This is a genomic window from Pseudomonas sp. (assembly GCF_051660785.1).
Classification (GTDB): Bacteria; Pseudomonadota; Gammaproteobacteria; order Pseudomonadales; family Pseudomonadaceae; genus Aquipseudomonas.
In genome coordinates this window covers 122,181-140,787 of the sequence record NZ_JBOFQE010000089.1, presented here as the reverse complement: position 1 = coordinate 140,787, position 18,607 = coordinate 122,181, and the positions used below count along the sequence as shown (strand labels likewise).

Sequence of the window (18,607 nt, the reverse complement as noted above, 5' to 3'; positions counted from 1 at the left end):
GGGAGCGAGCCTGCTCGCGATGGCGGACTGGCAGGCAGCATTAATGTTGAATGTGACGGCCTCATCGCGAGCAGGCTCACTCCCACAAGATATCGCGCTGTTGCTTAGTACCCGAACTTGTCCCGCAACCCGTAATACCACGCACCCAACGCAGCAAACGGTGTGCGCAGCAATTGTCCGCCGGGGAACGGGTAGTGCGGCAGGTCGGCAAACGCGTCGAACCTCTCGGCCTGGCCACGCAACGCTTCGGCCAGCACCTTGCCCGCCAGGTGCGTGTACGTCACGCCGTGGCCGCTGCAACCCTGGGAATAGTAGATGTTGTCGCCAATCCGTCCGACCTGAGGAAGACGCGACAGGGTCAGCAGGAAATTGCCGGTCCAGGCGTAATCAATCTTCACGTCCTTGAGCTGCGGGAACGCCTTGAGCATCTTCGGCCGAATGATCGCTTCGATGTTCGCCGGATCCCGCGCGCCATAAACAACCCCGCCACCGAAGACCAGGCGCTTGTCGCCGGTCAGCCGGTAGTAATCGAGCAGGTAATTGCAGTCCTCGACGCAGTAGTCCTGTGGCAGCAGGCGCTTGGCCAATTCATCGCCCAGAGGTTCGGTGGTGATCACCTGAGTCCCGCACGGCATCGACTTGGCCGCCAGCTCCGGCACCAGATTACCGAGATACGCATTGCCGGCCACGATGATGAACTTGGCCCTGACCTTGCCCTGTGGCGTATGCACCACCGGATTCGCGCCACGCTCGATGCGTACCGCTGGCGACTGCTCATAAATAGTGCCGCCCAGCGACTCGACCGCCGCCGCTTCGCCCAACGCTAGGTTCAGCGGATGTATGTGCCCGCCGCTCATGTCGAGCATGCCACCGACGTATTGATCGCAGGCCACCACTTCACGAATGCGCTTTTGGTCCAGTAACTCAAGTTGCGTATGACCAAAACGTTCCCACAGGCGTTTCTGCGATTCCAGATGCCCCATCTGCTTGACGGTTATAGCAGCGAACACACCGCCGTCCTTCAAGTCGCACTGGATATTATATTTGGCGACCCGCTCACGAATGATTCGCCCGCCCTCGAAGGCCATTTGCCCCAGCAACTGAGCTTGCTTGGGACCGACGCTGCGCTCGATCACATCAATGTCGCGGCTATAACTGTTAACGATTTGCCCGCCGTTACGGCCCGACGCACCAAAACCAACTTTGGCGGCTTCTAGCACCGTGACCTTGAAACCGTTCTCCAGCAGAAACAGGGCAGAGGACAGCCCTGTGTAACCGGCACCAATCACACAGACATCAGTCTCTACGTCATCCTGCAACGCTGGACGCGGCGGAACCGCATTGGCCGACGCGGCGTAATAGGATTCGGGGTAGGGGGTGTTCGCCATCCGGCTGCCTCTGTTTAATATATTTTACGAGTGCATCGATCCTACCCGAGTTAAAAATCGACCGCCAGCCACCGGAAAATCTTCTTAACCGCCGCGAAATTAAATATTTTGCATATTCATAGGGTTAGCGCGAAAAAAGGTGTTGACACCCCTCCGGAATTCCGTAGAATGCCGCCTCACAGCAGGCACGTAGCTCAGTTGGTTAGAGCACCACCTTGACATGGTGGGGGTCGTTGGTTCGAGTCCAATCGCGCCTACCAAACAAAATCCGCTCTGCTGGGCGGTCTAGAAGGGCTCACCGAAAGGTGGGCCCTTTTTTGTTGTCTGGGGTTTCATCAAAACGTTCACAAAATATAGGGTCCGTTCACAGTCGGCACTGTGAACGCCGTAAACGACCTCATTTTCTTCAGGCATGGCTTCGTTCCCGCCGCTGTAGCGGCTGACTTTGAAGGGGAGGGAGTAAATGCAACGAGCGTCACGGGCGGACGCTCGGGGGAGTGTTACAGGTTAACGGTTTGCGGGGTTCAGTACGGCATCGATTTTAATTGCAACTGCGTGATCGTCGAAGAAGTGAGGGCGAATCTCGTTGAGTAGCCGTTTCAGACTGTCATTCGCCAGTGACACATTTTTCAGTTCTTCCGATAAGGCCACCAGCGCGAGCCGGCGGCGCTTGGCTATACGAGATCTGACGGCAGAGGAAAATTCATTGTTTTCTTGTTGTGTTTGCATCCTGCAAAACTCCGTTTGAGTGCACATTCAGTGCGGCAGTATAGTTCCGATCACAAAAAACGAGGTCAATCAGTCGTCTTGGTATTCATACCGATGCCTCGTTGAGGTCTGCGCCAGGTCTCAAAGTCAGTCGGCAGTCAAGCCAGTCGCTGGTGCCTTCGATTTCGAGGGGGGGGCCAATGGCTTGCCGAAACCCCGTTCAGCCCCGGCTCGGGGCTTTCCCCCGGCAGATCTGCTGATCGAATCAATGAACCTTCGATGTCTGCTAAACGGCTGAATTTGAAGGGGATTAGTGCTGTCCTTTTCGGGGTGTGCTACAAAGCCCGCACATCTCAAGCCGTTGAAAGGACGCTCGCTGTGGGTCGATATCTTTTTTTTGTATTGTTGCTTCCGCTGGGCTCAGCTTCTGCGGTCGAGGCCGATCCAGCAATCAACGGTTTTTCCGATGAGCTTACTGACTGCGCCGGCTTCTATTTGATTTCCTCCAGGTCTGTTCGGGCGCAACCGGAATTGGCCGAGCAGAAAAAACAAGCAGCGGTCAGTGCTTTAGCTTTTGCCAAAGAGCTCATTAGTAAGGACATGATTCGAGTCAAAACGGAAAGGGCGGTCAAATCAATGCTTGAAGAAGTTAATGGTGACGCCGTGAAATGGTCGAATTTGATAAAGAAATATTCGGCTAAATGCGATGAGATCGTGGCTGATCCGGGGAAGCGAGCGGACTACTGGTTCAAAACGCCAGGTTGATCAATCGTGAATGCCTGCTCGCTCGATGATCCCTGGTGTCTGACGCGCGTTCCTGCCAGCCAGACTCATGACGCTCCTGGAAGGTGATTTCTGTGACGCGAAAACCAGCCATTCAGGCGTAAACTGGCGGTGCTACCTCACCAAAAGGAGCCGCATATGATCGCCGACCAAACAAACAAACAGCTATCTGAAGACAGGACTGTTTGGGATCAATACTTCTGCGCTGCGTTGATTGCGGAAAGCAATCTGACGGCACCGGTTGTCGGAGGGGCTACTCACGAAGACAGGCAGAACCTGTTGATTGAAAGGGCCAAGGCGCTTGCCGACAAGATGATGGAAAACAGGAAATAACCGTAGCCCAGCCATCGTGCTGGGCTCTCTGTTTAACGCTTTTAAAAAGACAGTGACGACATTGGTATGGGATGGTTTGTTCAGGGTCCACAAAAATAGTGTGGATATTTAATCACTTAGAATATTTATTAACCGAACGGTCCTCAAAATATATTGTTACAAGTGTCGGTTTTAGGTAAGATTGCTTCGCGTTCACCACCACGGTTTATGCATTTTTAAGTCCCAAGCGTCCATCAGCTGCTTGGGATTTTTTTTTGCCTGTAATTTGCCCCGGTTCGCTCGAACTTCATCAGGGCCGCTTCAGGCACGCATCCATTGCTTTGAAAAAAACGCCGTTATGGCGTCCTGCGTCTATGGAAATCGCTCTGTGCAAATCGAGCGAATCCCGGTTTTTTGGGCTACTACTGTCTGGCCAAACTCAAACTCGGTCTGATGGGGGTCTTTCAATGTTGGTTCATTGGTCGCTTGCGGCAATTCACCTGCTGGCTTTTGCCTTGGGGTTCTGGGCTGTACTGACACGCGGGACGGCGTTTAGCCGACTGGCTGCCGGGGCGGGGGAGGCTCGCCGTGTGTTGATGGCCGATAACCTGTGGGGAATTTCTGCCGTCATCCTCCTGGTCACTGGTGGGATGCGTGCCTTCGGTGGGTACGAAAAGGGCACTGATTACTACCTTCACCAGCCATTGTTCCATCTCAAAATGACGCTCTTCATTCTGATCCTGCTGCTTGAAGTTGCGCCAATGATCACGCTGATCAAATGGCGGATCGCGCTGAGCCGTGGCGCGACGATCGATGCTGGGCGCGCGAAGCTGTTTGCGCGGATCAGTCATGTCGAGGGGTTGCTGGTATTGCTGATGGTCGTGGCGGCCACGGGCATGGCGCGAGGCGTGACGTTTGGTTAGCCACGTCAGATCACGTTCTTCCTCGGGGTTATTCAGAAATGTCTGACAGTCAGGGCAAGGGCGTGCCGTTAATATCGGCTTCACGTTTTTGGCAGGAAGGGATGAACGAATCAGCGGATGGCCATACAACGCTTGAATCTTTAGCCAGCCGTTGTCCGGAGTTGAACGGGCTGGCTACTGACTGCAACAGGATTCAGGGAGTCTGTGGCTTGTCTGGAGCTGTCAGGCCAGCCTGAATGCGTTGGTAGATTTCTTCGCGGTGCACTGCGACGTCTTTCGGCGCGTTGATGCCGATGCGGACTTGCTGGCCGCTCACGCCCAGAATGGTGATCGTAATGTCGTCACCGATATTTATGCTTTCACCGACTTTGCGGGTGAGTATCAGCATGGTCTTCTCCTTGATTGCTTTGTAGGGCACCTGATTCGAACAGTGCAGAGGTCGGTGGTATGTATAGATTAGTGCGAAGTCTCACGGTTTGGGTGCCTCTTTCTGACGCGCAGATGCTGCATTAATTCCCAAGGCGTAACTATACAGAGGCCGCAACCATCATTCTCGTTGTTTTGCGCCCATTTTGCGGCACTCGGGAAGTATTCATGAATGGTAAAATCGCCGCTTTCAGCATTCAGAGGGACACGTTGTGCGCAAAATGGTCTTGGTAATCGCAGTACTGGCGTTGGTTGGGTGCGATCAAGGTAAGGGCGTTGACGCTCAAAAGCCGAAGCCCGCAGTCGTTTCCACACAGGCGGCAGCCACCGGGCCGCAATGGGATCTTGAAGTGAGAGGCGAAACGCCACAGGCCGTCAGCGACCTGAGCGGCTGGCTGATCGAACACAGCTTTATGTCCAGCGTCGTCAAGGAAAACGGCAAAACCCGGATTCTGCTCGGTCCATTCAATTCGAAAGCCGAGGCCGAAGCCAAACAGGCCGAGGTGGCTGCAGCGATTACCCGGGCGAAGAAGCAGAACATTGAATTGCTGGTGCTTGAGCGTCCCGTAGCCCAGTAACAATCCTTTCACGCAAGCCTTCTGTCGAAGCCCCTTAAAGGGGATCCACATTGACTCGTCTCTAAGCGTAGTCACTGTCGATTCCCAGAAGGAGCTCTCCATGGCCTCCGCCACCCCTTACAAAATCTTTGACGCGGTCCTTGCACACAAAAAAAACCTCAGTCCTCATTTGATGCGCGTGACCCTGGCCGGTCCGATGGTCACCGAAATGGCCACCTGGGCGCCAGATCAGCGGGTGAAGCTGTTCTTTCCAGCCGAAGATGGATCGCCTGCCCGGCTGGCTCATGACCAGCATTGGTATGCGCGCTACCGTTCGATGCCGGTGGCCCAGCGTCCGGCGATGCGCACTTACACCATTCGACATTTGCGTGCCGAGCAAGGCGAAGTGGACATCGATTTCGTTTTGCACGGTGAAACCGGTCCGGCCTCCCGCTGGGCGATCCGTGCGGTGGAGGGCGAGTCGATCCAGATTGTTGCACCTGATCGTCAGTTTTCAGCGCAAGACGCGGGAGGTTTCGAATGGAAGCCGCCTCACAGGCTCAAGCATCTGTTGCTGGTCGCCGATGCCACTGCATTGCCCGCCGCTCTCGGCATTCTGGATGAGATAGCTGCTTTGGCCGAGCCGACGATGACTCAGGCATTTTTCGAGGTGGACAGTGCGGAAGACGCATTGCCGGTCCCTGAATGGCCGGGGCTGACGGTGCGGTGGTTGATTCGGGATCATTCCAGCGGTAAAGCGGCAGGGTCATTGATGGTTGAAGCGGTCCGTCAGGCAGAGCTGCCGGTCACTGCTTCGCAGGCTCACGAAACGGTGGAGCTGACGGAAGTCGATGTCGACCAAGAGATTTTCTGGGAAACCTGCGACGCGACCGGGGACGGTTTCTACGGTTGGATCGCCGGAGAAACGGTGGCCGTGATGAGCCTGCGCAAGCACCTGATCAAGGAACGCGGCATCGCGCGGGACTCACTCAATCTGATGGGATACTGGCGCTACAACAAAAGCGGCGGGTAGAAACGAAAAAAGGCCTCGGGAATTACCCCGAGGCCTTTTTGTTTTTCAGCGGTCGATCAGCCGCAGGCTTTCATGTCCACGGGCCCGACGAACTCGTTACCGCGACCCATCACACACGCCACGCTCTGGTTGCGCTGGCGTTCCCAGGCTTCAACCGGATAGGTCTTGTTCCACGCGTCGTACAGTTGGCGATCCTGTTTCGACAGGCGCAAACCGTACTGCTTGCTCATGTAGAAATACGTCCGGGCGATCATGCCGCGAATGGAAGGTCGGGGCATGACCTTCTTCGCCTTGAAGTCGACTTGGGTCAGGCACGAGCCATACTGACCCGATTGCACTGGCAGCCAGCCGAAACTGAAGTTACTGCGATCGCCGTTCACCTCGCCGATGCTAGGCACCAGGTTGTGCAGATCAGCCTCGGCCTTTTGATAGGTCGGATCGTACCGCGTGCAGTTCTTGCGTCCACCTTCTTGCCAGCACTGACGCTGATGGCCGATCTGCCAGGCCGGAACAATGTGCTCCCACTCGATGCGGGCGGCGCGTTTGGCGTTCTTGCGCGGCACATACCCGCACGCTGCGAGGTTGACCTTGTTGCCGGTGTATTTGCAGCCGCAATAGAACTCGGTGGATTGCGGCGCGTACAACTTCCAGGCAACTTTTTTGGCTTCGTTGAAGGTGCGTGGAGCGCCAGCCTGGGCGCCGAGGGTGATGAACAGAAACAGCAATGCAAACCAGCGGACACTCATTGACTCAATCTTCCTTCGGCACAACCCAGAAAATCTGCACACCGCCATCGTCGCGATAGGCGAGGGTGACGTTGTCGTTCTCATCGATTTCTTCGAGCAATTGCTCCCACTCACCCACGGGTTCGTCCGGTAGACGGAAGATCAGTGCGGCCTTGGCTTTCTGAGCGGTGGGGGAATTGATGATTTTCTGAACGCGAATGCCCATGCGTTGATAGGCGTCAGGAGGGGCGGAGGTGGTGGCCACGGAATTATCCTTATTAAGCTGTACGTGCATACAGTATTTAACTGTAGGCATTTTCGCAACTGCTTAAAATTCAAGAAAATCCTCTGACAGCAGGTTTTTCCTTTTGGTGTAGGAAGAAGGAAAAAATTTATCGGAACAGCGGAAGGGTATGAGCCACTCGCCAAGGCCGGCGAGTGGTGAATGCGGTGCCCGACCGGAGTCGGTCGGGCGAGGGCGAATCAGTATTCCCAGAACATCCGCTGCAGCTCTTTGCTGTCGTTGGTCTTGGTCAGTGCAACCATGGCCAGGATGCGGGCTTTCTGCGGGTTCAGGTCATGCGCCACGACCCAATCGTATTTGTCGTCAGGTTGCTCGGCGTTACGCAGGACGAAACCGCCGGCATTGACGTGGGACGAGCGAATGATTTGCACGCCGTCCTTGCGCAGGGCTTGCAGGGCAGGGACCACACGCGAGGAGACTGAACCGTTGCCGGTACCAGCGTGGATAATGGCTTTGGCACCCGACTGAGCCAGGGCCTTGTAGGCCGTGTCGCTGACGTTGCCGTAGGAATAGGAAATTTCGACGTCAGGCAGGCTCTTGATGGTCTTGATGTCGAATTCCGAGTCCATCGTGTGGCGCTTGGCTGGCAGACGGAACCAGTAGGATTTGCCTTCAACCACCATGCCGAGCGGGCCCCAGGCACTTTTAAACGCCTCGGTTTTGATGTTGATCATTTTGCTGACATCGCGACCCGACTGGATCTCATCGTTCATGGTCACCAGGACGCCTTTGCCGCGCGCCTCTTTGCTGCTGGCGACAGCGACGGCGTTGTACAGGTTCAGCATGCCGTCAGCCGACATCGCGGTGCCCGGGCGCATGGAGCCGACGACGATGATCGGCTTGTCGGTTTTTTCCACCAGGTTCAGGAAGTAGGCGGTTTCTTCCAGGGTGTCGGTGCCGTGGGTAATCACGATGCCATCGACGTCTTTGCTGTCAGCCAGTTCGGCAACGCGACGACCCAGTTGCAGCAAGTTTTCGTTGGTGATGCTTTCCGAGGCGATTTGCATGACCTGTTCGCCGCGAACATTGGCCAATTGACTGAGCTCCGGAACCCCGGCGATCAGTTGCTCGATACCGACTTTCGCCGCCTGATAAGTTGCGCTGTTAGCGGCGCTCGCGCCGGCCCCGGCAATCGTGCCGCCGGTGGCGAGGATCACCACGTTGGCCAGTTTCTGTTGGGTTTCGACTTCTTTTGCCTGAAGAGCGGTAGGCAGGAGCAGCAGGAGGGCCAAAGCGCCCGGAATAAAGGTGTTGAAGGCAGATTTCATTATTTTCTCTCTAGTAGTGAGACGGTGCTGATGCAAGTTCATCTAGATACGCCCCAGGCAGATCTGAACGCTTGGGGTATAGGTGAAGAGCAGGATCTGTACCAGCCATACGTTGAAAGAGAGAAACTTTTAACATGATGATTTATATCAATATTTATCCATAGGACTACTAGCGTTAAACGGCTTGGTGTCCGGGTTTCCGACTAAGTTGAGGTTTCGCGTTCGGCTCTCCGAAAAGGCCTACGACCTCTGGTGAATGCATCGCCTTGCCAGAAGGAAAATCAGTGCTAAAGAAACCCGTGCACAGGTCGATGCCCCTTCAAGGATTTTTTTTTCGGGAGTGCACATGTCTTTTTCTGTCGGTTTTCCAAATGCGGGCGCAATCACCATCGGTGGCAAGACTCCGTCGACGATCAATGCCTTGAGCGAAGCGACGGAAGAGGCGTCGACGCAGCTGACTGGAAAAGAAGAGAATCAGGTCAGAACCGGTGGTGCTGCTCAGGGTGAAAGCAAAGCCGAGAGCAAAAGCACTCAAAGTATTGCGGTGCAGGTGCTGCTCAAACGCATGCAGGAACTGCAACAGCAGTTACGCGAACAACAGCAGCAATTGGCGGCGGCTCAGGCCGCGTCTTATCCAACCGAGGAGGCCAAGACCACTGCTGTCATGTCGATCCAGGGGCAGATCGCCGATACCAATGGCGCGTTGGCCCAAGTGGCGGGCAGTCTGGTGAAAGAACTGGCGAAGGAATCCAGCACTGGCGCTCTGGTCAGCACGACCGCGTGATGCGCAGTGTCGGTTTTTGCCAAACGAGGCACAAAACAGGTCGTTGACAAATCGCAGCAGGATTCGCATAGTTCGATCTACGCAAACGTTTGCGCGCTGTTCGCGATGGCTCGGTCCGTTGATGGACGCACTGAAGCCTACGCCAGCGCAAGCGTTGCTCACAATAATCATAAGATCGGAGTGAACCCATGAAGCTGCCATTCGCTGGACGTCTTCTTGCTGTCGCTATGCTGGCTGCCGCATCCGCCGCGCTGCCTGTCTCTTCGGCATTCGCCGAGACCCCTGAAAAACCCAAAGTGGCGTTGGTCATGAAATCCCTGGCCAACGAGTTCTTCCTGACCATGGAAGACGGCGCCAAGGCGTATCAAAAAGACCATTCCGGCGATTTCGAACTGATCTCCAACGGCATCAAGGATGAAACGGATACCGCCGGGCAGACGCGCATCGTCGAGCAAATGATTCTGGCCAAGGTCAATGCGCTGGTCATCGCTCCGGCCGACTCCAAGGCCATGGTTCCGGTGATCAAGAAGGCCATCGATGCCGGTATCACCGTGATCAACATCGATAACCAGCTGGACCCGGCCGTGGTCAAGAGCAAGAACATCAATGTCCCGTTCGTAGGCCCGGATAACCGCAAAGGAGCGCGTCTGGTTGGCGAGTACCTGGCCAAGCAACTGAAGGCCGGTGACGAAGTCGGCATCATCGAAGGCGTGTCCACCACCACCAATGCCCAGGCCCGCACCGCAGGCTTCAAGGATGCGATGGAAGCGGCGCAGATCAAGGTCGTCTCGTTGCAATCCGGTGACTGGGAGATCGACAAGGGCAACAAGGTTGCCGCCTCGATTCTCAGCGAGTACCCGCAAGTCAAAGCCCTGCTGGCGGGTAACGACAGCATGGCCGTCGGTGCCGTTTCCGCCGTGCGTGCGGCGGGCAAGGCCGGCAAGGTGCAAGTGGTCGGTTACGACAACATCAACGCCATCAAGCCAATGTTGAAAGACGGCCGGGTCCTGGCGACCGCTGACCAGTTTGCTGCAAAGCAAGCCGTGTTCGGTATCGAGACTGCGCTGAAAATCATCAAGGGCGAGAAGGTCGACAGCGGCACCAACGGCGTGATCGAAACTCCGGTAGAGCTGGTCACCAAGTAACCTTTCTGGCGACACAATGGTGCTCGCCCGTCCGGGCGAGCACATGGAGAGTTTTATGTCAGTTTCCGCCCCGAACGCTGTCCTCTCGGTCAGCGGCATCGGCAAGACCTACGCCCAACCTGTCCTGACCGGCATTGACCTGACGCTGATGCGCGGTGAAGTGCTGGCGCTGACCGGCGAGAACGGTGCCGGCAAAAGCACGCTGTCGAAAATCATTGGCGGACTGGTCTCGCCGACCACCGGCCACATGCAATTCCAGGGGCAGGATTACCGCCCGGGCAGCCGCACCCAGGCCGAAGACCTGGGCATCCGCATGGTCATGCAAGAACTCAATCTGTTGCCGACCCTGTCGGTGGCGGAAAACCTGTTTCTCGACAATCTGCCCAGCAATGGCGGCTGGATCAGCCGCAAACAACTGCGCAAAGCGGCGATCGAGGCCATGGCCCAAGTGGGGCTCGATGCGATCGACCCGGACACCCTGGTCGGCGAACTCGGCATCGGTCACCAGCAAATGGTCGAGATCGCCCGCAACCTGATCGGCGATTGCCATGTGCTGATCCTCGACGAGCCGACCGCGATGCTGACCGCTCGTGAAGTCGAAATGCTGTTCGAGCAGATCACCCGCTTGCAGGCTCGCGGTGTGTCGATCATCTATATTTCCCACCGCCTCGAAGAACTGGCGCGGGTTGCCCAGCGCATTGCGGTTCTGCGTGACGGCAACCTGGTCTGCGTCGAGCCGATGGCCAATTACAACAGCGAGCAATTGGTCACTCTGATGGTTGGCCGTGAACTGGGCGAACACATTGACCTGGGCCCGCGCAAGATTGGCGCTCCCGCGTTGACGGTCAAAGGGCTGACCCGCTCGGACAAAGTGCGCGACGTGTCCTTCGAAGTTCGCGCAGGCGAGATCTACGGGATTTCCGGATTGATCGGGGCAGGGCGCACCGAGTTGCTGCGTCTGATCTTCGGTGCCGACACCGCAGACAGCGGCACCGTCGCGTTGGGCTCACCCGCTCAAGTGGTCAGTATTCGTTCGCCGGCTGATGCGGTCGGTCACGGCATCGCCCTGATCACCGAGGACCGCAAGGGCGAAGGCCTGCTGCTGACCCAGTCGATCAGTGCCAACATTGCGTTGGGCAATATGCCGGTGATTTCCAGTGGAGGTGTCGTCAACAACGCGGACGAAATGTCCCTGGCCCAGCGTCAGATCGACGCCATGCGCATCCGCAGTTCAAGCCCCACACAGCTGGTTTCCGAGCTGTCGGGTGGCAACCAGCAGAAGGTCGTGATCGGCCGTTGGCTGGAGCGTGACTGCTCAGTGATGCTGTTCGATGAACCGACCCGTGGCATCGATGTGGGCGCCAAATTCGACATTTATGCTCTGCTCGGTGAGCTGACCCGACAGGGCAAGGCGCTGGTGGTGGTGTCCAGCGACCTGCGTGAGCTGATGCTGATCTGCGACCGGATCGGCGTGTTGTCGGCGGGACGCCTGATCGACACCTTTGAGCGCGACAGCTGGACCCAGGATGATTTGCTTGCCGCCGCGTTCGCCGGCTACCAAAAACGTGATGCGTTGCTCAACGAAGCAGCGCCTAGGGACCCTTCATGAAAACTGCATCTTCCGCCGGCAAACGTAGTGGCAATTTCTTCGGTCTGGGCACCTATCTGGGCCTGGCCGGTGCCTTGCTGGCGATGGTTGCGCTGTTCTCGGTATTGAGCAGCCATTTCCTGTCTTACGACACGTTCAGCACTCTGGCCAACCAGATCCCCGATCTGATGGTGCTGGCGGTCGGCATGACGTTCGTGCTGATCATCGGTGGTATCGACTTATCGGTCGGCTCGGTGCTGGCGCTCGCGGCGTCGGCCGTCAGCGTGGCGATTCTTGGCTGGGGCTGGAGTGTCCTGCCTGCAGCGCTGCTCGGGATGGCGATTGCGGCGTTGGCCGGGACCATCACCGGATCGATCACCGTGGCGTGGCGAATTCCGTCGTTCATCGTGTCCCTCGGCGTGCTGGAAATGGCCCGCGGCGTGGCGTACCAGATGACCGGTTCGCGTACGGCTTATATCGGTGACGCCTTCGCCTGGCTGTCCAACCCGATCGCCTTCGGCATCTCGCCGTCGTTCATCATTGCCTTGCTGATCATCATCATTGCTCAGGCCGTATTGACCCGAACCGTTTTCGGTCGCTACCTGATCGGTATCGGCACCAACGAAGAGGCGGTGCGTCTGGCAGGGATCAATCCAAAACCCTACAAGATCCTGGTCTTCAGTCTGATGGGCCTGCTGGCCGGGATTGCCGCGCTGTTCCAGATTTCCCGTCTGGAAGCGGCGGACCCGAATGCCGGCTCCGGACTTGAGCTGCAAGTGATCGCTGCCGTGGTGATCGGCGGCACCAGCCTGATGGGCGGCCGTGGTTCGGTGATCAGCACGTTCTTCGGGGTTCTGATCATTTCCGTACTGGCGGCGGGCCTGGCGCAGATCGGTGCGACTGAGCCAACCAAACGCATCATCACCGGCGCGGTGATCGTGGTGGCGGTGGTGCTTGATACTTATCGCAGTCAGCGCGCAAGCCGGCGGACCTGAGTCATGGCAACGATTAAGGATGTAGCGGCACTTGCGGGGATTTCCTACACCACGGTTTCCCATGTGGTGAACAAGACCCGGCCGGTCAGCGAAGAGGTGCGGATCAAAGTCGAGGAGGCGATCAAAACCCTGGACTACGTGCCGAGTGCCGTGGCCCGCTCTTTGAAAGCCAAGACCACGGCGACCATCGGTTTGCTGGTGCCTAACAGCCTCAACCCGTACTTCGCCGAACTGGCCCGGGGTATCGAGGATTACTGCGAGCGCAACGGCTATTGCGTGATCCTCTGCAACTCCGACGATAACCCGGACAAACAGCGCAGTTACCTGCGTGTGCTGCTGGAAAAGCGTATCGACGGCTTGATCGTGGCCTCGGCCGGTGGCGACGCGGGGCTGGCAGAAGGGCTGGCGGGCGTGCGCACGCCAATGGTGATCGTCGACCGCGGGCTGGAAGGTGTGAACGCCGACCTGGTGCGTATCGACCACGAATACGGGGCTTATCTGGCCACCCGGCACCTGCTCGAATTGGGCCATCGGGACATCGCCACCATCGGCGGTCCGGCGGGTACCAGCGTGGCGCAGATGCGTCTGGCCGGTTATTGCCGTGCCTTGAAAGAGGCGGGCGTCGAGGTGCATCCCGAGCGCATGCTGGAAAGTGACTTCACCAGCACGGGCGGTTACAACGCCGCCGCGATTCTGCTGGAAAAGAACCCGCCCAGCGCCATCTTCGCCGGCAACGACATGATCGGCATCGGTGTGCTGCGAGCAGCGGCCGAGCGCAATGTGCGTGTGCCGACGGAATTGTCTGTGATCGGCTTCGACGATATCCAGATGAGCCGTTATGTCTATCCGGCGCTGACCACCGTGGGCCAGTCGATCCTGCAGCTGGGTGAGATGGCGGCCGAGGTTCTGTTACGACGGATCGCAACCCCCGACATGGCCACCGATCAACGGATCGTGACGCCCAGTATTGTCCTGCGAGAATCGACTGCGCCGCTCGCCGGTGTATTCGATGAATACCGCTGAAACCGAATTGACGAGTAGTGACGTATGCCAGCAAAAGTAGTGGTGATAGGCAGCCTGAACATGGACCTGGTGACCCGGGCGCCACGGCTGCCCCGCGGCGGTGAGACGCTGATCGGTGAGTCGTTTGCCACGGTTTCCGGCGGCAAGGGCGCTAACCAGGCCGTCGCCGCGGCCCGGTTGGGCGCGCAGGTGTCGATGGTCGGTTGTGTCGGCAGCGACGCCTATGGAGAAGAGCTTCGCGGAGCGCTGCTGGCCGAGCAGATCGACTGCCAGGCCGTCAGCACCGTCGAAGGTTCCAGTGGCGTGGCCTTGATTGTGGTCGATGACAACAGTCAGAACGCAATCGTGATCGTCGCCGGTGCCAACGGTGCGCTGACGCCGCTGGTGATTGACCAGTTCGATGCGGTCCTGCAGGCGGCGGACGTGATTATTTGTCAGCTGGAAGTGCCGGATGCCACGGTGGGTCATGCCCTCAAGCGCGGCCGTGAGCTGGGCAAAATCGTCATTCTCAACCCGGCCCCGGCCAGTCGTCCGCTACCGGCGGACTGGTATGCCTCAATCGATTACCTGATTCCCAATGAAAGCGAAGCCTCGGCCCTTAGTGGGTTGCCGGTGGACTCCCTTCAAACTGCCGAAACCGCCGCCACCCGTTTGATCGCTCTGGGCGCCGGTAAGGTCATCATCACCCTTGGCGCTCAAGGATCGATGTTTGCCAACGGCACCGGCTTCGAGCATTTCCCGGCGCCGAAGGTGAAGGCTGTCGATACCACGGCGGCTGGCGACACCTTCGTCGGCGGGTTCGCCGCCGCGCTGGCGTCCGGCAAAACCGAAGCTGAAGCGATCCGTTTCGGTCAGGTCGCCGCAGCGCTGTCGGTCACCCGCGCCGGCGCGCAACCTTCGATTCCTACCTTGTCCGATGTACAGGCGTTCAAAGCACCATGAAAAAGACACCTTTGCTCAACGTCGCACTGTCGCGGCTGATCGCGTCCCTCGGGCACGGCGACATGGTCGTGATCGGCGATGCCGGCCTGCCGGTACCGCCGGGCGTCGAACTGATCGACCTGGCCCTGACCCAGGGTATTCCGGATTTCGTCAGCACCTTGACGGTCGTGCTCAGCGAAATGCAGGTGGAACGGCACGTGCTGGCTCAGGAGATTCTGGACAAACAACCGCCGGCCTTGAGCTCGCTGGATGAGCTGAATGCCAAAGGTGCGCTCGGCCAGCGCGAGCTGCTCAGCCATGACCAATTCAAAGTCATCAGCCGACAGGCGCGAGCGATTGTTCGTACAGGTGAATGCGCGCCGTACTGCAACATCGTGCTGGTATCGGGGGTGACGTTCTAACGCGCTGTACCCAGATTTCCCCCACGCACAAGGAGTGCGATATGCACCGCTATGCTCAGAAACTGCACCACCTGCTCCGGAGTTTGCTGCTTTTGTCCTTGATTACTGCAACGAGCGCCCAGGCGGCGGAAAAGATCGATCTGATCATCGACACCGATCCCGGCGCCGACGACGTCGTCGCCTTGCTGTTTGCCTTGGCGTCGCCGGAAGAGCTGAACATTCGTGCGCTGACCACCGTTGCTGGCAACGTGCGCCTGGACAAGACTTCGCGAAATGCACGACTGGCCCGTGAGTGGGCAGGGCGCGAGGAGGTGCCGGTCTACGCGGGCGCGCCGAAGCCATTAATGCGCACGCCGATTTATGCCGAGAACATCCATGGCAAGGAAGGCCTGTCGGGCGTTACCGTGCACGAACCGAAGAAGGGCCTGGCCGAAGGCAATGCCGTCAATTACCTGATCGACACCTTGAAGACTGCCAAACCCCACAGCATCACCATCGCCATGCTAGGGCCACAGACCAACCTGGCCCTGGCGCTGATCCAGGAACCTGAAATTGTTCAGGGCATCAAGGAAGTGGTGATCATGGGGGGCGCGCACTTCAACGGCGGCAACATTACGCCGGTGGCCGAGTTCAACCTGTTCGCCGACCCGCAAGCTGCGGAAGTGGTACTGAAAAGCGGCGTGAAGCTGACCTATCTGCCGCTGGACGTGACCCATAAAATCCTCACCAGTGAGGCGCGCCTGAAGCAGATCGCAGCGATCAACAACAATGCCAGCAAACTGGTGGGCGATATTCTCAATGAGTACGTCAAGGGCGACATGGAGCACTACGGTATTCCGGGTGGCCCGGTGCATGACGCCACCGTCATCGCTTACCTGCTCAAGCCTGAATTGTTCACTGGTCGGTCGGTCAACGTTGTCGTTGATAGCCGCGAAGGCCCGACCTTCGGTCAAACCATCGTCGACTGGTATGACGGCCTGAAAGCGCCAAAGAACGCTTTCTGGGTCGAAAGTGGCGACGCTCAGGGGTTCTTCGACCTGCTGACCCAGCGTCTGGCTCGTCTGAAGTAAGTTGCATGCCCGCAGGTGCCAGCCTGCGGGCTTCTACTATTTTTCGGTTTCCACTGCGTCTTTCAGGCCCGCAGGATATCTCTCGAATACCTGCCTGATGAAAGAATGGGCTGCGTCGGTGCCCAGTGCCTTTACCAATAGATCGATACCAATGATTGCCAACTCTTCCGGGCTGCCCGGGCTGTAAGAGCTGTGGCCCTGTGGCCACTTGACGGTGATGTTGGCGTCGATGCTTACGGTGGTCATGATGGCGCTCGTGAAGTCGGAAAAGTCTGAGTGCCGAGTTAACCATTTTGCGCGGCGTTTGGCACTCCGACTTAGGCATGAGAAGAGGGCTGTGCGACACTTGGTCTTTGACGAATTTTCAAGGACTGTGCTGTGCAGATCGATTTGAACACGCCTGACTGCTTGACCCTTGAGGCGGTGCGCCAGCTGCTGGCTTCTGCCAGTGATGATGAGCACACGCAGTTGCGAGTGACCAAAGGCGGCATTGCCTATATTTCATCGGGCGTTGTGGGCGGCACCGATATCGACGGTCTACTGTTCCGTCTGGAGACGTGGGCCAAAGGTTCCGGTTATGTGGGATTAGTCGCAGCCAGCGATGAGGTCTGGGTCATGCAGATCTTCAATGCGTTGAAAGAGAACTGGCCAAACCCGCCGTACGATTACATCGACGTCTATTGAGGGTTGTTCATATTCAGTCACGATTGAATGATGAACGACGGGGCGATGCTCAGGCAAACTCGCCGCTCGCGCGGTTCGAGGGCAGGGTGATGGCACTCACCTTGAAACCAAATGCCGGATTGGCGGTCGCAAGATCTCGGTTTAACTATTGAAAAAAAGGAGGCTTCATGCCTTGGAAGTTCGCGTCATTGGGTACTTTGTTCGCCGTCACTCTGCTGGCTGGTTGCAGCAGTACGTCCTCCGAATCGGCGGCAGACCCTGTAGCGACGACTGACACAGGTCACAGCCGTTGTGAGGCAAAGGCAGCCGAATTCGCCATCGGTAAACCGGCTTCGCCCGCATTGCTTGAGCAGGCGCGTACCCGCGCAGGTGCACAGAACGCACGTTTCCTGTCACCTAACGATATGGTGACGCTGGAGTACCGCTCCGATCGCCTGAACCTGAATACCGATGCCAGCCGGGTGGTTACCCGTGTCAACTGCGGCTGATCGCTTCAGGCTTTTGTTTCGCCCATAAAAAACCCCGTCACATGGACGGGGTTTTTTTAGTGCGGCTGAAAATTACTCAGCGCGGACTTGTGCAGCTTGCATACCCTTTTGGCCTTTCTCAGCCACGAAGGAAACGGTTTGGCCTTCTTTCAGGCTTTTGAAACCGTCGCTTTCGATAGCTTTGAAGTGTACGAACAGGTCGTCACCGCCACCTTGAGGAGTGATGAAGCCGAAGCCTTTTTCATCGTTGAACCATTTAACGGTGCCGGTTTGGCGATTAGACATGGTGTATCTCCAAGAAACATATATTTTCAGTAGTGCTGTGCTGCTCAGGCCAACTGGGCACACCGGGGTATCATAGTCGAAATGTTCGCTTTGGGAGCCCCCCGGACGTGCTGTTTGCCCTACAGACGCGTTTCATTTGCTGCTTGATGTAGCTGAAAGCCCCGTTTTACAAGGCTTTCAGCCGAAAGTAAAGACGATAAAAAAACCTGTAAAACCTGCATAAATCGTACAAAAAAGCTCAAATGCAGTGCTTTTTATCAGCGATAAGCTGAGTCAAAAGGACTTTTTCGTCACTTTTTCGCTGGTGCATCGGCCTTGCATTTGGCGATCTGGCCCAGTGCTTTCTGTTGCAGTTCCGCGCTGGCCTTGTTGTCCATCAATGCCTGGATATCGCCAGCCGGATACGATTTGATCGCATCAGCACCGCAAGCGCAGTGAGACTTTGCTGCTGCAGCACCGATCTGCGGGGTCGCCGCTTGTGTGCACTGAGCCATGTATTTCTCGCGCTCGCCCTTCGGCCAATCGGCGTGGGCGGCCAGTGGCAGCAGCAGAACGATGGGGGCGAGGACTGCGAACAAACGATTCAGACGCATGCTGGGATGCTCCTTGTGGGTCAATGTCTTGTTATCTGAGGGGTAAAGCGGGGTTCAAGTTCAGCACTCTGGCATAAATTGCACGATTTGCCCCAGCACAAAGCCTCGTTGCATCGACGACCGTTCATCTGTGCTAGCATGCCTCGCTCGGGCGTTTGCAGGCTCCGGATGACCTTCAGTCC

General features: G+C 57.3%; 24 protein-coding genes and 1 tRNA gene. 16 read left to right on the top strand and 9 right to left on the bottom strand.

What is annotated here, in order from left to right:
• Window positions 1-104: 104 nt before the first annotated feature.
• On the bottom strand, window positions 105-1,388 hold the full coding sequence (locus ACRC4F_RS25360; RefSeq protein WP_438661821.1) for an NAD(P)/FAD-dependent oxidoreductase: 1,284 nt from the start codon (window positions 1,386-1,388) through the stop codon (window positions 105-107).
• A 183-nt stretch (window positions 1,389-1,571) separates the two neighbouring features.
• Between ACRC4F_RS25360 and ACRC4F_RS25355 the strand changes: the two genes are divergently transcribed.
• Window positions 1,572-1,648, top strand: a tRNA-Val gene (locus tag ACRC4F_RS25355).
• 247 nt (window positions 1,649-1,895) lie between these two features.
• On the opposite strand, the gene ACRC4F_RS25350 is transcribed toward ACRC4F_RS25355, so the two are convergent.
• Window positions 1,896-2,117 carry a hypothetical protein gene (locus ACRC4F_RS25350; protein WP_438661820.1) on the bottom strand — a complete coding sequence of 74 codons (222 nt, stop codon included), beginning with the start codon at window positions 2,115-2,117 and terminating at the stop codon, window positions 1,896-1,898.
• 258 nt (window positions 2,118-2,375) lie between these two features.
• Here ACRC4F_RS25350 and ACRC4F_RS25345 point away from each other — a divergent pair, with 258 nt between their 5' ends.
• From ACRC4F_RS25345 to ACRC4F_RS25335, 3 genes are all read left to right on the top strand, one after another.
• Window positions 2,376-2,861, top strand: coding sequence for a hypothetical protein (locus tag ACRC4F_RS25345; RefSeq protein ID WP_438661819.1), 486 nt, complete (start codon window positions 2,376-2,378; stop codon window positions 2,859-2,861).
• Between the two features lie 156 nt (window positions 2,862-3,017).
• Window positions 3,018-3,212: a hypothetical protein gene (locus ACRC4F_RS25340; protein WP_438661818.1), complete on the top strand. Its 195-nt coding sequence runs from the start codon at window positions 3,018-3,020 to the stop codon at window positions 3,210-3,212.
• Between the two features lie 446 nt (window positions 3,213-3,658).
• Window positions 3,659-4,114: a DUF2214 family protein gene (locus tag ACRC4F_RS25335; RefSeq protein ID WP_438661934.1), complete on the top strand. Its 456-nt coding sequence runs from the start codon at window positions 3,659-3,661 to the stop codon at window positions 4,112-4,114.
• 193 nt (window positions 4,115-4,307) lie between these two features.
• Here the strand turns inward: ACRC4F_RS25335 and csrA are convergent, their stop codons facing one another.
• Window positions 4,308-4,502, bottom strand: a complete 195-nt coding sequence (gene csrA, locus ACRC4F_RS25330; protein ID WP_007938114.1) for a carbon storage regulator CsrA — start codon at window positions 4,500-4,502, stop codon at window positions 4,308-4,310.
• Window positions 4,503-4,752: 250 nt separating this feature from the next.
• On the opposite strand from csrA, the gene ACRC4F_RS25325 reads away from it, so the two are divergent.
• Window positions 4,753-5,118, top strand: a complete 366-nt coding sequence (locus tag ACRC4F_RS25325; protein ID WP_438661817.1) for an SPOR domain-containing protein — start codon at window positions 4,753-4,755, stop codon at window positions 5,116-5,118.
• A 100-nt stretch (window positions 5,119-5,218) separates the two neighbouring features.
• Window positions 5,219-6,130, top strand: coding sequence for a siderophore-interacting protein (locus ACRC4F_RS25320; RefSeq protein WP_438661816.1), 912 nt, complete (start codon window positions 5,219-5,221; stop codon window positions 6,128-6,130).
• A 56-nt stretch (window positions 6,131-6,186) separates the two neighbouring features.
• On the opposite strand, the gene ACRC4F_RS25315 is transcribed toward ACRC4F_RS25320, so the two are convergent.
• The 3 genes from ACRC4F_RS25315 to ACRC4F_RS25305 all read right to left on the bottom strand — a co-directional run bounded on the left by ACRC4F_RS25315 (window position 6,187) and on the right by ACRC4F_RS25305 (window position 8,427).
• Complete coding sequence (locus ACRC4F_RS25315; protein WP_109633159.1) at window positions 6,187-6,876, bottom strand: endonuclease; 690 nt, start codon at window positions 6,874-6,876, stop codon at window positions 6,187-6,189.
• Window positions 6,877-6,880: 4 nt separating this feature from the next.
• The gene (locus tag ACRC4F_RS25310; protein ID WP_438661815.1) at window positions 6,881-7,171 is read right to left on the bottom strand and encodes a DUF1654 domain-containing protein; all 291 of its coding nucleotides are present in this window, start codon (window positions 7,169-7,171) and stop codon (window positions 6,881-6,883) included.
• Window positions 7,172-7,338: 167 nt separating this feature from the next.
• Window positions 7,339-8,427, bottom strand: coding sequence for an asparaginase (locus ACRC4F_RS25305; protein ID WP_438661814.1), 1,089 nt, complete (start codon window positions 8,425-8,427; stop codon window positions 7,339-7,341).
• 346 nt (window positions 8,428-8,773) lie between these two features.
• On the opposite strand from ACRC4F_RS25305, the gene ACRC4F_RS25300 reads away from it, so the two are divergent.
• The 8 genes from ACRC4F_RS25300 (at window position 8,774) to ACRC4F_RS25265 (ending at window position 16,375) form a co-directional block, all read left to right on the top strand.
• Entirely contained in the window at window positions 8,774-9,211 is a 438-nt protein-coding gene (locus ACRC4F_RS25300; protein ID WP_438661813.1) for a hypothetical protein, read from the top strand.
• A 188-nt stretch (window positions 9,212-9,399) separates the two neighbouring features.
• The gene (locus tag ACRC4F_RS25295; RefSeq protein ID WP_438661812.1) at window positions 9,400-10,356 is read left to right on the top strand and encodes a sugar ABC transporter substrate-binding protein; all 957 of its coding nucleotides are present in this window, start codon (window positions 9,400-9,402) and stop codon (window positions 10,354-10,356) included.
• A gap of 55 nt (window positions 10,357-10,411) precedes the next feature.
• Window positions 10,412-11,965: a sugar ABC transporter ATP-binding protein gene (locus ACRC4F_RS25290; protein ID WP_438661811.1), complete on the top strand. Its 1,554-nt coding sequence runs from the start codon at window positions 10,412-10,414 to the stop codon at window positions 11,963-11,965.
• Window positions 11,962-12,939: an ABC transporter permease gene (locus ACRC4F_RS25285; RefSeq protein ID WP_438661810.1), complete on the top strand. Its 978-nt coding sequence runs from the start codon at window positions 11,962-11,964 to the stop codon at window positions 12,937-12,939. Before ACRC4F_RS25290 ends, ACRC4F_RS25285 begins: the two co-directional genes overlap by 4 nt.
• Before the next feature lie 3 nt (window positions 12,940-12,942).
• Window positions 12,943-13,962 carry a LacI family DNA-binding transcriptional regulator gene (locus ACRC4F_RS25280; RefSeq protein WP_438661809.1) on the top strand — a complete coding sequence of 340 codons (1,020 nt, stop codon included), beginning with the start codon at window positions 12,943-12,945 and terminating at the stop codon, window positions 13,960-13,962.
• Window positions 13,963-13,986: 24 nt separating this feature from the next.
• Complete coding sequence (rbsK, locus tag ACRC4F_RS25275; protein ID WP_438661808.1) at window positions 13,987-14,904, top strand: ribokinase; 918 nt, start codon at window positions 13,987-13,989, stop codon at window positions 14,902-14,904.
• Complete coding sequence (gene rbsD / locus ACRC4F_RS25270; protein ID WP_438661807.1) at window positions 14,901-15,305, top strand: D-ribose pyranase; 405 nt, start codon at window positions 14,901-14,903, stop codon at window positions 15,303-15,305. The genes rbsK and rbsD overlap by 4 nt, the downstream gene beginning before the upstream one ends.
• Before the next feature lie 41 nt (window positions 15,306-15,346).
• Window positions 15,347-16,375, top strand: a complete 1,029-nt coding sequence (locus ACRC4F_RS25265; RefSeq protein WP_438661806.1) for a nucleoside hydrolase — start codon at window positions 15,347-15,349, stop codon at window positions 16,373-16,375.
• Between the two features lie 36 nt (window positions 16,376-16,411).
• On the opposite strand, the gene ACRC4F_RS25260 is transcribed toward ACRC4F_RS25265, so the two are convergent.
• Window positions 16,412-16,621, bottom strand: coding sequence for a hypothetical protein (locus tag ACRC4F_RS25260; RefSeq protein ID WP_438661805.1), 210 nt, complete (start codon window positions 16,619-16,621; stop codon window positions 16,412-16,414).
• Window positions 16,622-16,753: 132 nt separating this feature from the next.
• Here ACRC4F_RS25260 and ACRC4F_RS25255 point away from each other — a divergent pair, with 132 nt between their 5' ends.
• Entirely contained in the window at window positions 16,754-17,059 is a 306-nt protein-coding gene (locus ACRC4F_RS25255; RefSeq protein ID WP_438661804.1) for a hypothetical protein, read from the top strand.
• A gap of 167 nt (window positions 17,060-17,226) precedes the next feature.
• Window positions 17,227-17,547, top strand: coding sequence for an I78 family peptidase inhibitor (locus ACRC4F_RS25250; RefSeq protein WP_438661803.1), 321 nt, complete (start codon window positions 17,227-17,229; stop codon window positions 17,545-17,547).
• Window positions 17,548-17,619: 72 nt separating this feature from the next.
• Here ACRC4F_RS25250 and ACRC4F_RS25245 read toward each other — a convergent pair whose 3' ends face one another.
• Together ACRC4F_RS25245 and ACRC4F_RS25240 are read right to left on the bottom strand one after the other, a co-directional pair.
• On the bottom strand, window positions 17,620-17,832 hold the full coding sequence (locus ACRC4F_RS25245; RefSeq protein ID WP_007905882.1) for a cold-shock protein: 213 nt from the start codon (window positions 17,830-17,832) through the stop codon (window positions 17,620-17,622).
• A gap of 290 nt (window positions 17,833-18,122) precedes the next feature.
• Entirely contained in the window at window positions 18,123-18,425 is a 303-nt protein-coding gene (locus ACRC4F_RS25240; protein ID WP_438661802.1) for a hypothetical protein, read from the bottom strand.
• Between the last annotated feature and the right edge of the window lie 182 nt (window positions 18,426-18,607).

Bases quoted from the DNA above. Each gene is read 5' to 3' on its own strand.
- ACRC4F_RS25290 (WP_438661811.1), top strand. From the start codon at position 10,412: ATGTCAGTTTCCGCCCCGAACGCTGTCCTCTCGGTCAGCGGCATCGGC.
- ACRC4F_RS25280 (WP_438661809.1), top strand. From the start codon at position 12,943: ATGGCAACGATTAAGGATGTAGCGGCACTTGCGGGGATTTCCTACACC.
- ACRC4F_RS25335 (WP_438661934.1), top strand. From the start codon at position 3,659: ATGTTGGTTCATTGGTCGCTTGCGGCAATTCACCTGCTGGCTTTTGCC.
- ACRC4F_RS25315 (WP_109633159.1), bottom strand. From the start codon at position 6,876: ATGAGTGTCCGCTGGTTTGCATTGCTGTTTCTGTTCATCACCCTCGGC.
- ACRC4F_RS25350 (WP_438661820.1), bottom strand. From the start codon at position 2,117: ATGCAAACACAACAAGAAAACAATGAATTTTCCTCTGCCGTCAGATCT.
- ACRC4F_RS25310 (WP_438661815.1), bottom strand. From the start codon at position 7,171: ATGCCTACAGTTAAATACTGTATGCACGTACAGCTTAATAAGGATAAT.
- ACRC4F_RS25305 (WP_438661814.1), bottom strand. From the start codon at position 8,427: ATGAAATCTGCCTTCAACACCTTTATTCCGGGCGCTTTGGCCCTCCTG.
- ACRC4F_RS25260 (WP_438661805.1), bottom strand. From the start codon at position 16,621: ATGACCACCGTAAGCATCGACGCCAACATCACCGTCAAGTGGCCACAG.
- ACRC4F_RS25285 (WP_438661810.1), top strand. From the start codon at position 11,962: ATGAAAACTGCATCTTCCGCCGGCAAACGTAGTGGCAATTTCTTCGGT.
- ACRC4F_RS25250 (WP_438661803.1), top strand. From the start codon at position 17,227: ATGCCTTGGAAGTTCGCGTCATTGGGTACTTTGTTCGCCGTCACTCTG.
- ACRC4F_RS25320 (WP_438661816.1), top strand. From the start codon at position 5,219: ATGGCCTCCGCCACCCCTTACAAAATCTTTGACGCGGTCCTTGCACAC.
- rbsD (WP_438661807.1), top strand. From the start codon at position 14,901: ATGAAAAAGACACCTTTGCTCAACGTCGCACTGTCGCGGCTGATCGCG.
- csrA (WP_007938114.1), bottom strand. From the start codon at position 4,502: ATGCTGATACTCACCCGCAAAGTCGGTGAAAGCATAAATATCGGTGAC.
- ACRC4F_RS25265 (WP_438661806.1), top strand. From the start codon at position 15,347: ATGCACCGCTATGCTCAGAAACTGCACCACCTGCTCCGGAGTTTGCTG.
- ACRC4F_RS25345 (WP_438661819.1), top strand. From the start codon at position 2,376: ATGTCTGCTAAACGGCTGAATTTGAAGGGGATTAGTGCTGTCCTTTTC.
- ACRC4F_RS25360 (WP_438661821.1), bottom strand. From the start codon at position 1,388: ATGGCGAACACCCCCTACCCCGAATCCTATTACGCCGCGTCGGCCAAT.
- ACRC4F_RS25295 (WP_438661812.1), top strand. From the start codon at position 9,400: ATGAAGCTGCCATTCGCTGGACGTCTTCTTGCTGTCGCTATGCTGGCT.
- ACRC4F_RS25245 (WP_007905882.1), bottom strand. From the start codon at position 17,832: ATGTCTAATCGCCAAACCGGCACCGTTAAATGGTTCAACGATGAAAAA.
- ACRC4F_RS25340 (WP_438661818.1), top strand. From the start codon at position 3,018: ATGATCGCCGACCAAACAAACAAACAGCTATCTGAAGACAGGACTGTT.
- rbsK (WP_438661808.1), top strand. From the start codon at position 13,987: ATGCCAGCAAAAGTAGTGGTGATAGGCAGCCTGAACATGGACCTGGTG.
- ACRC4F_RS25240 (WP_438661802.1), bottom strand. From the start codon at position 18,425: ATGCGTCTGAATCGTTTGTTCGCAGTCCTCGCCCCCATCGTTCTGCTG.
- ACRC4F_RS25300 (WP_438661813.1), top strand. From the start codon at position 8,774: ATGTCTTTTTCTGTCGGTTTTCCAAATGCGGGCGCAATCACCATCGGT.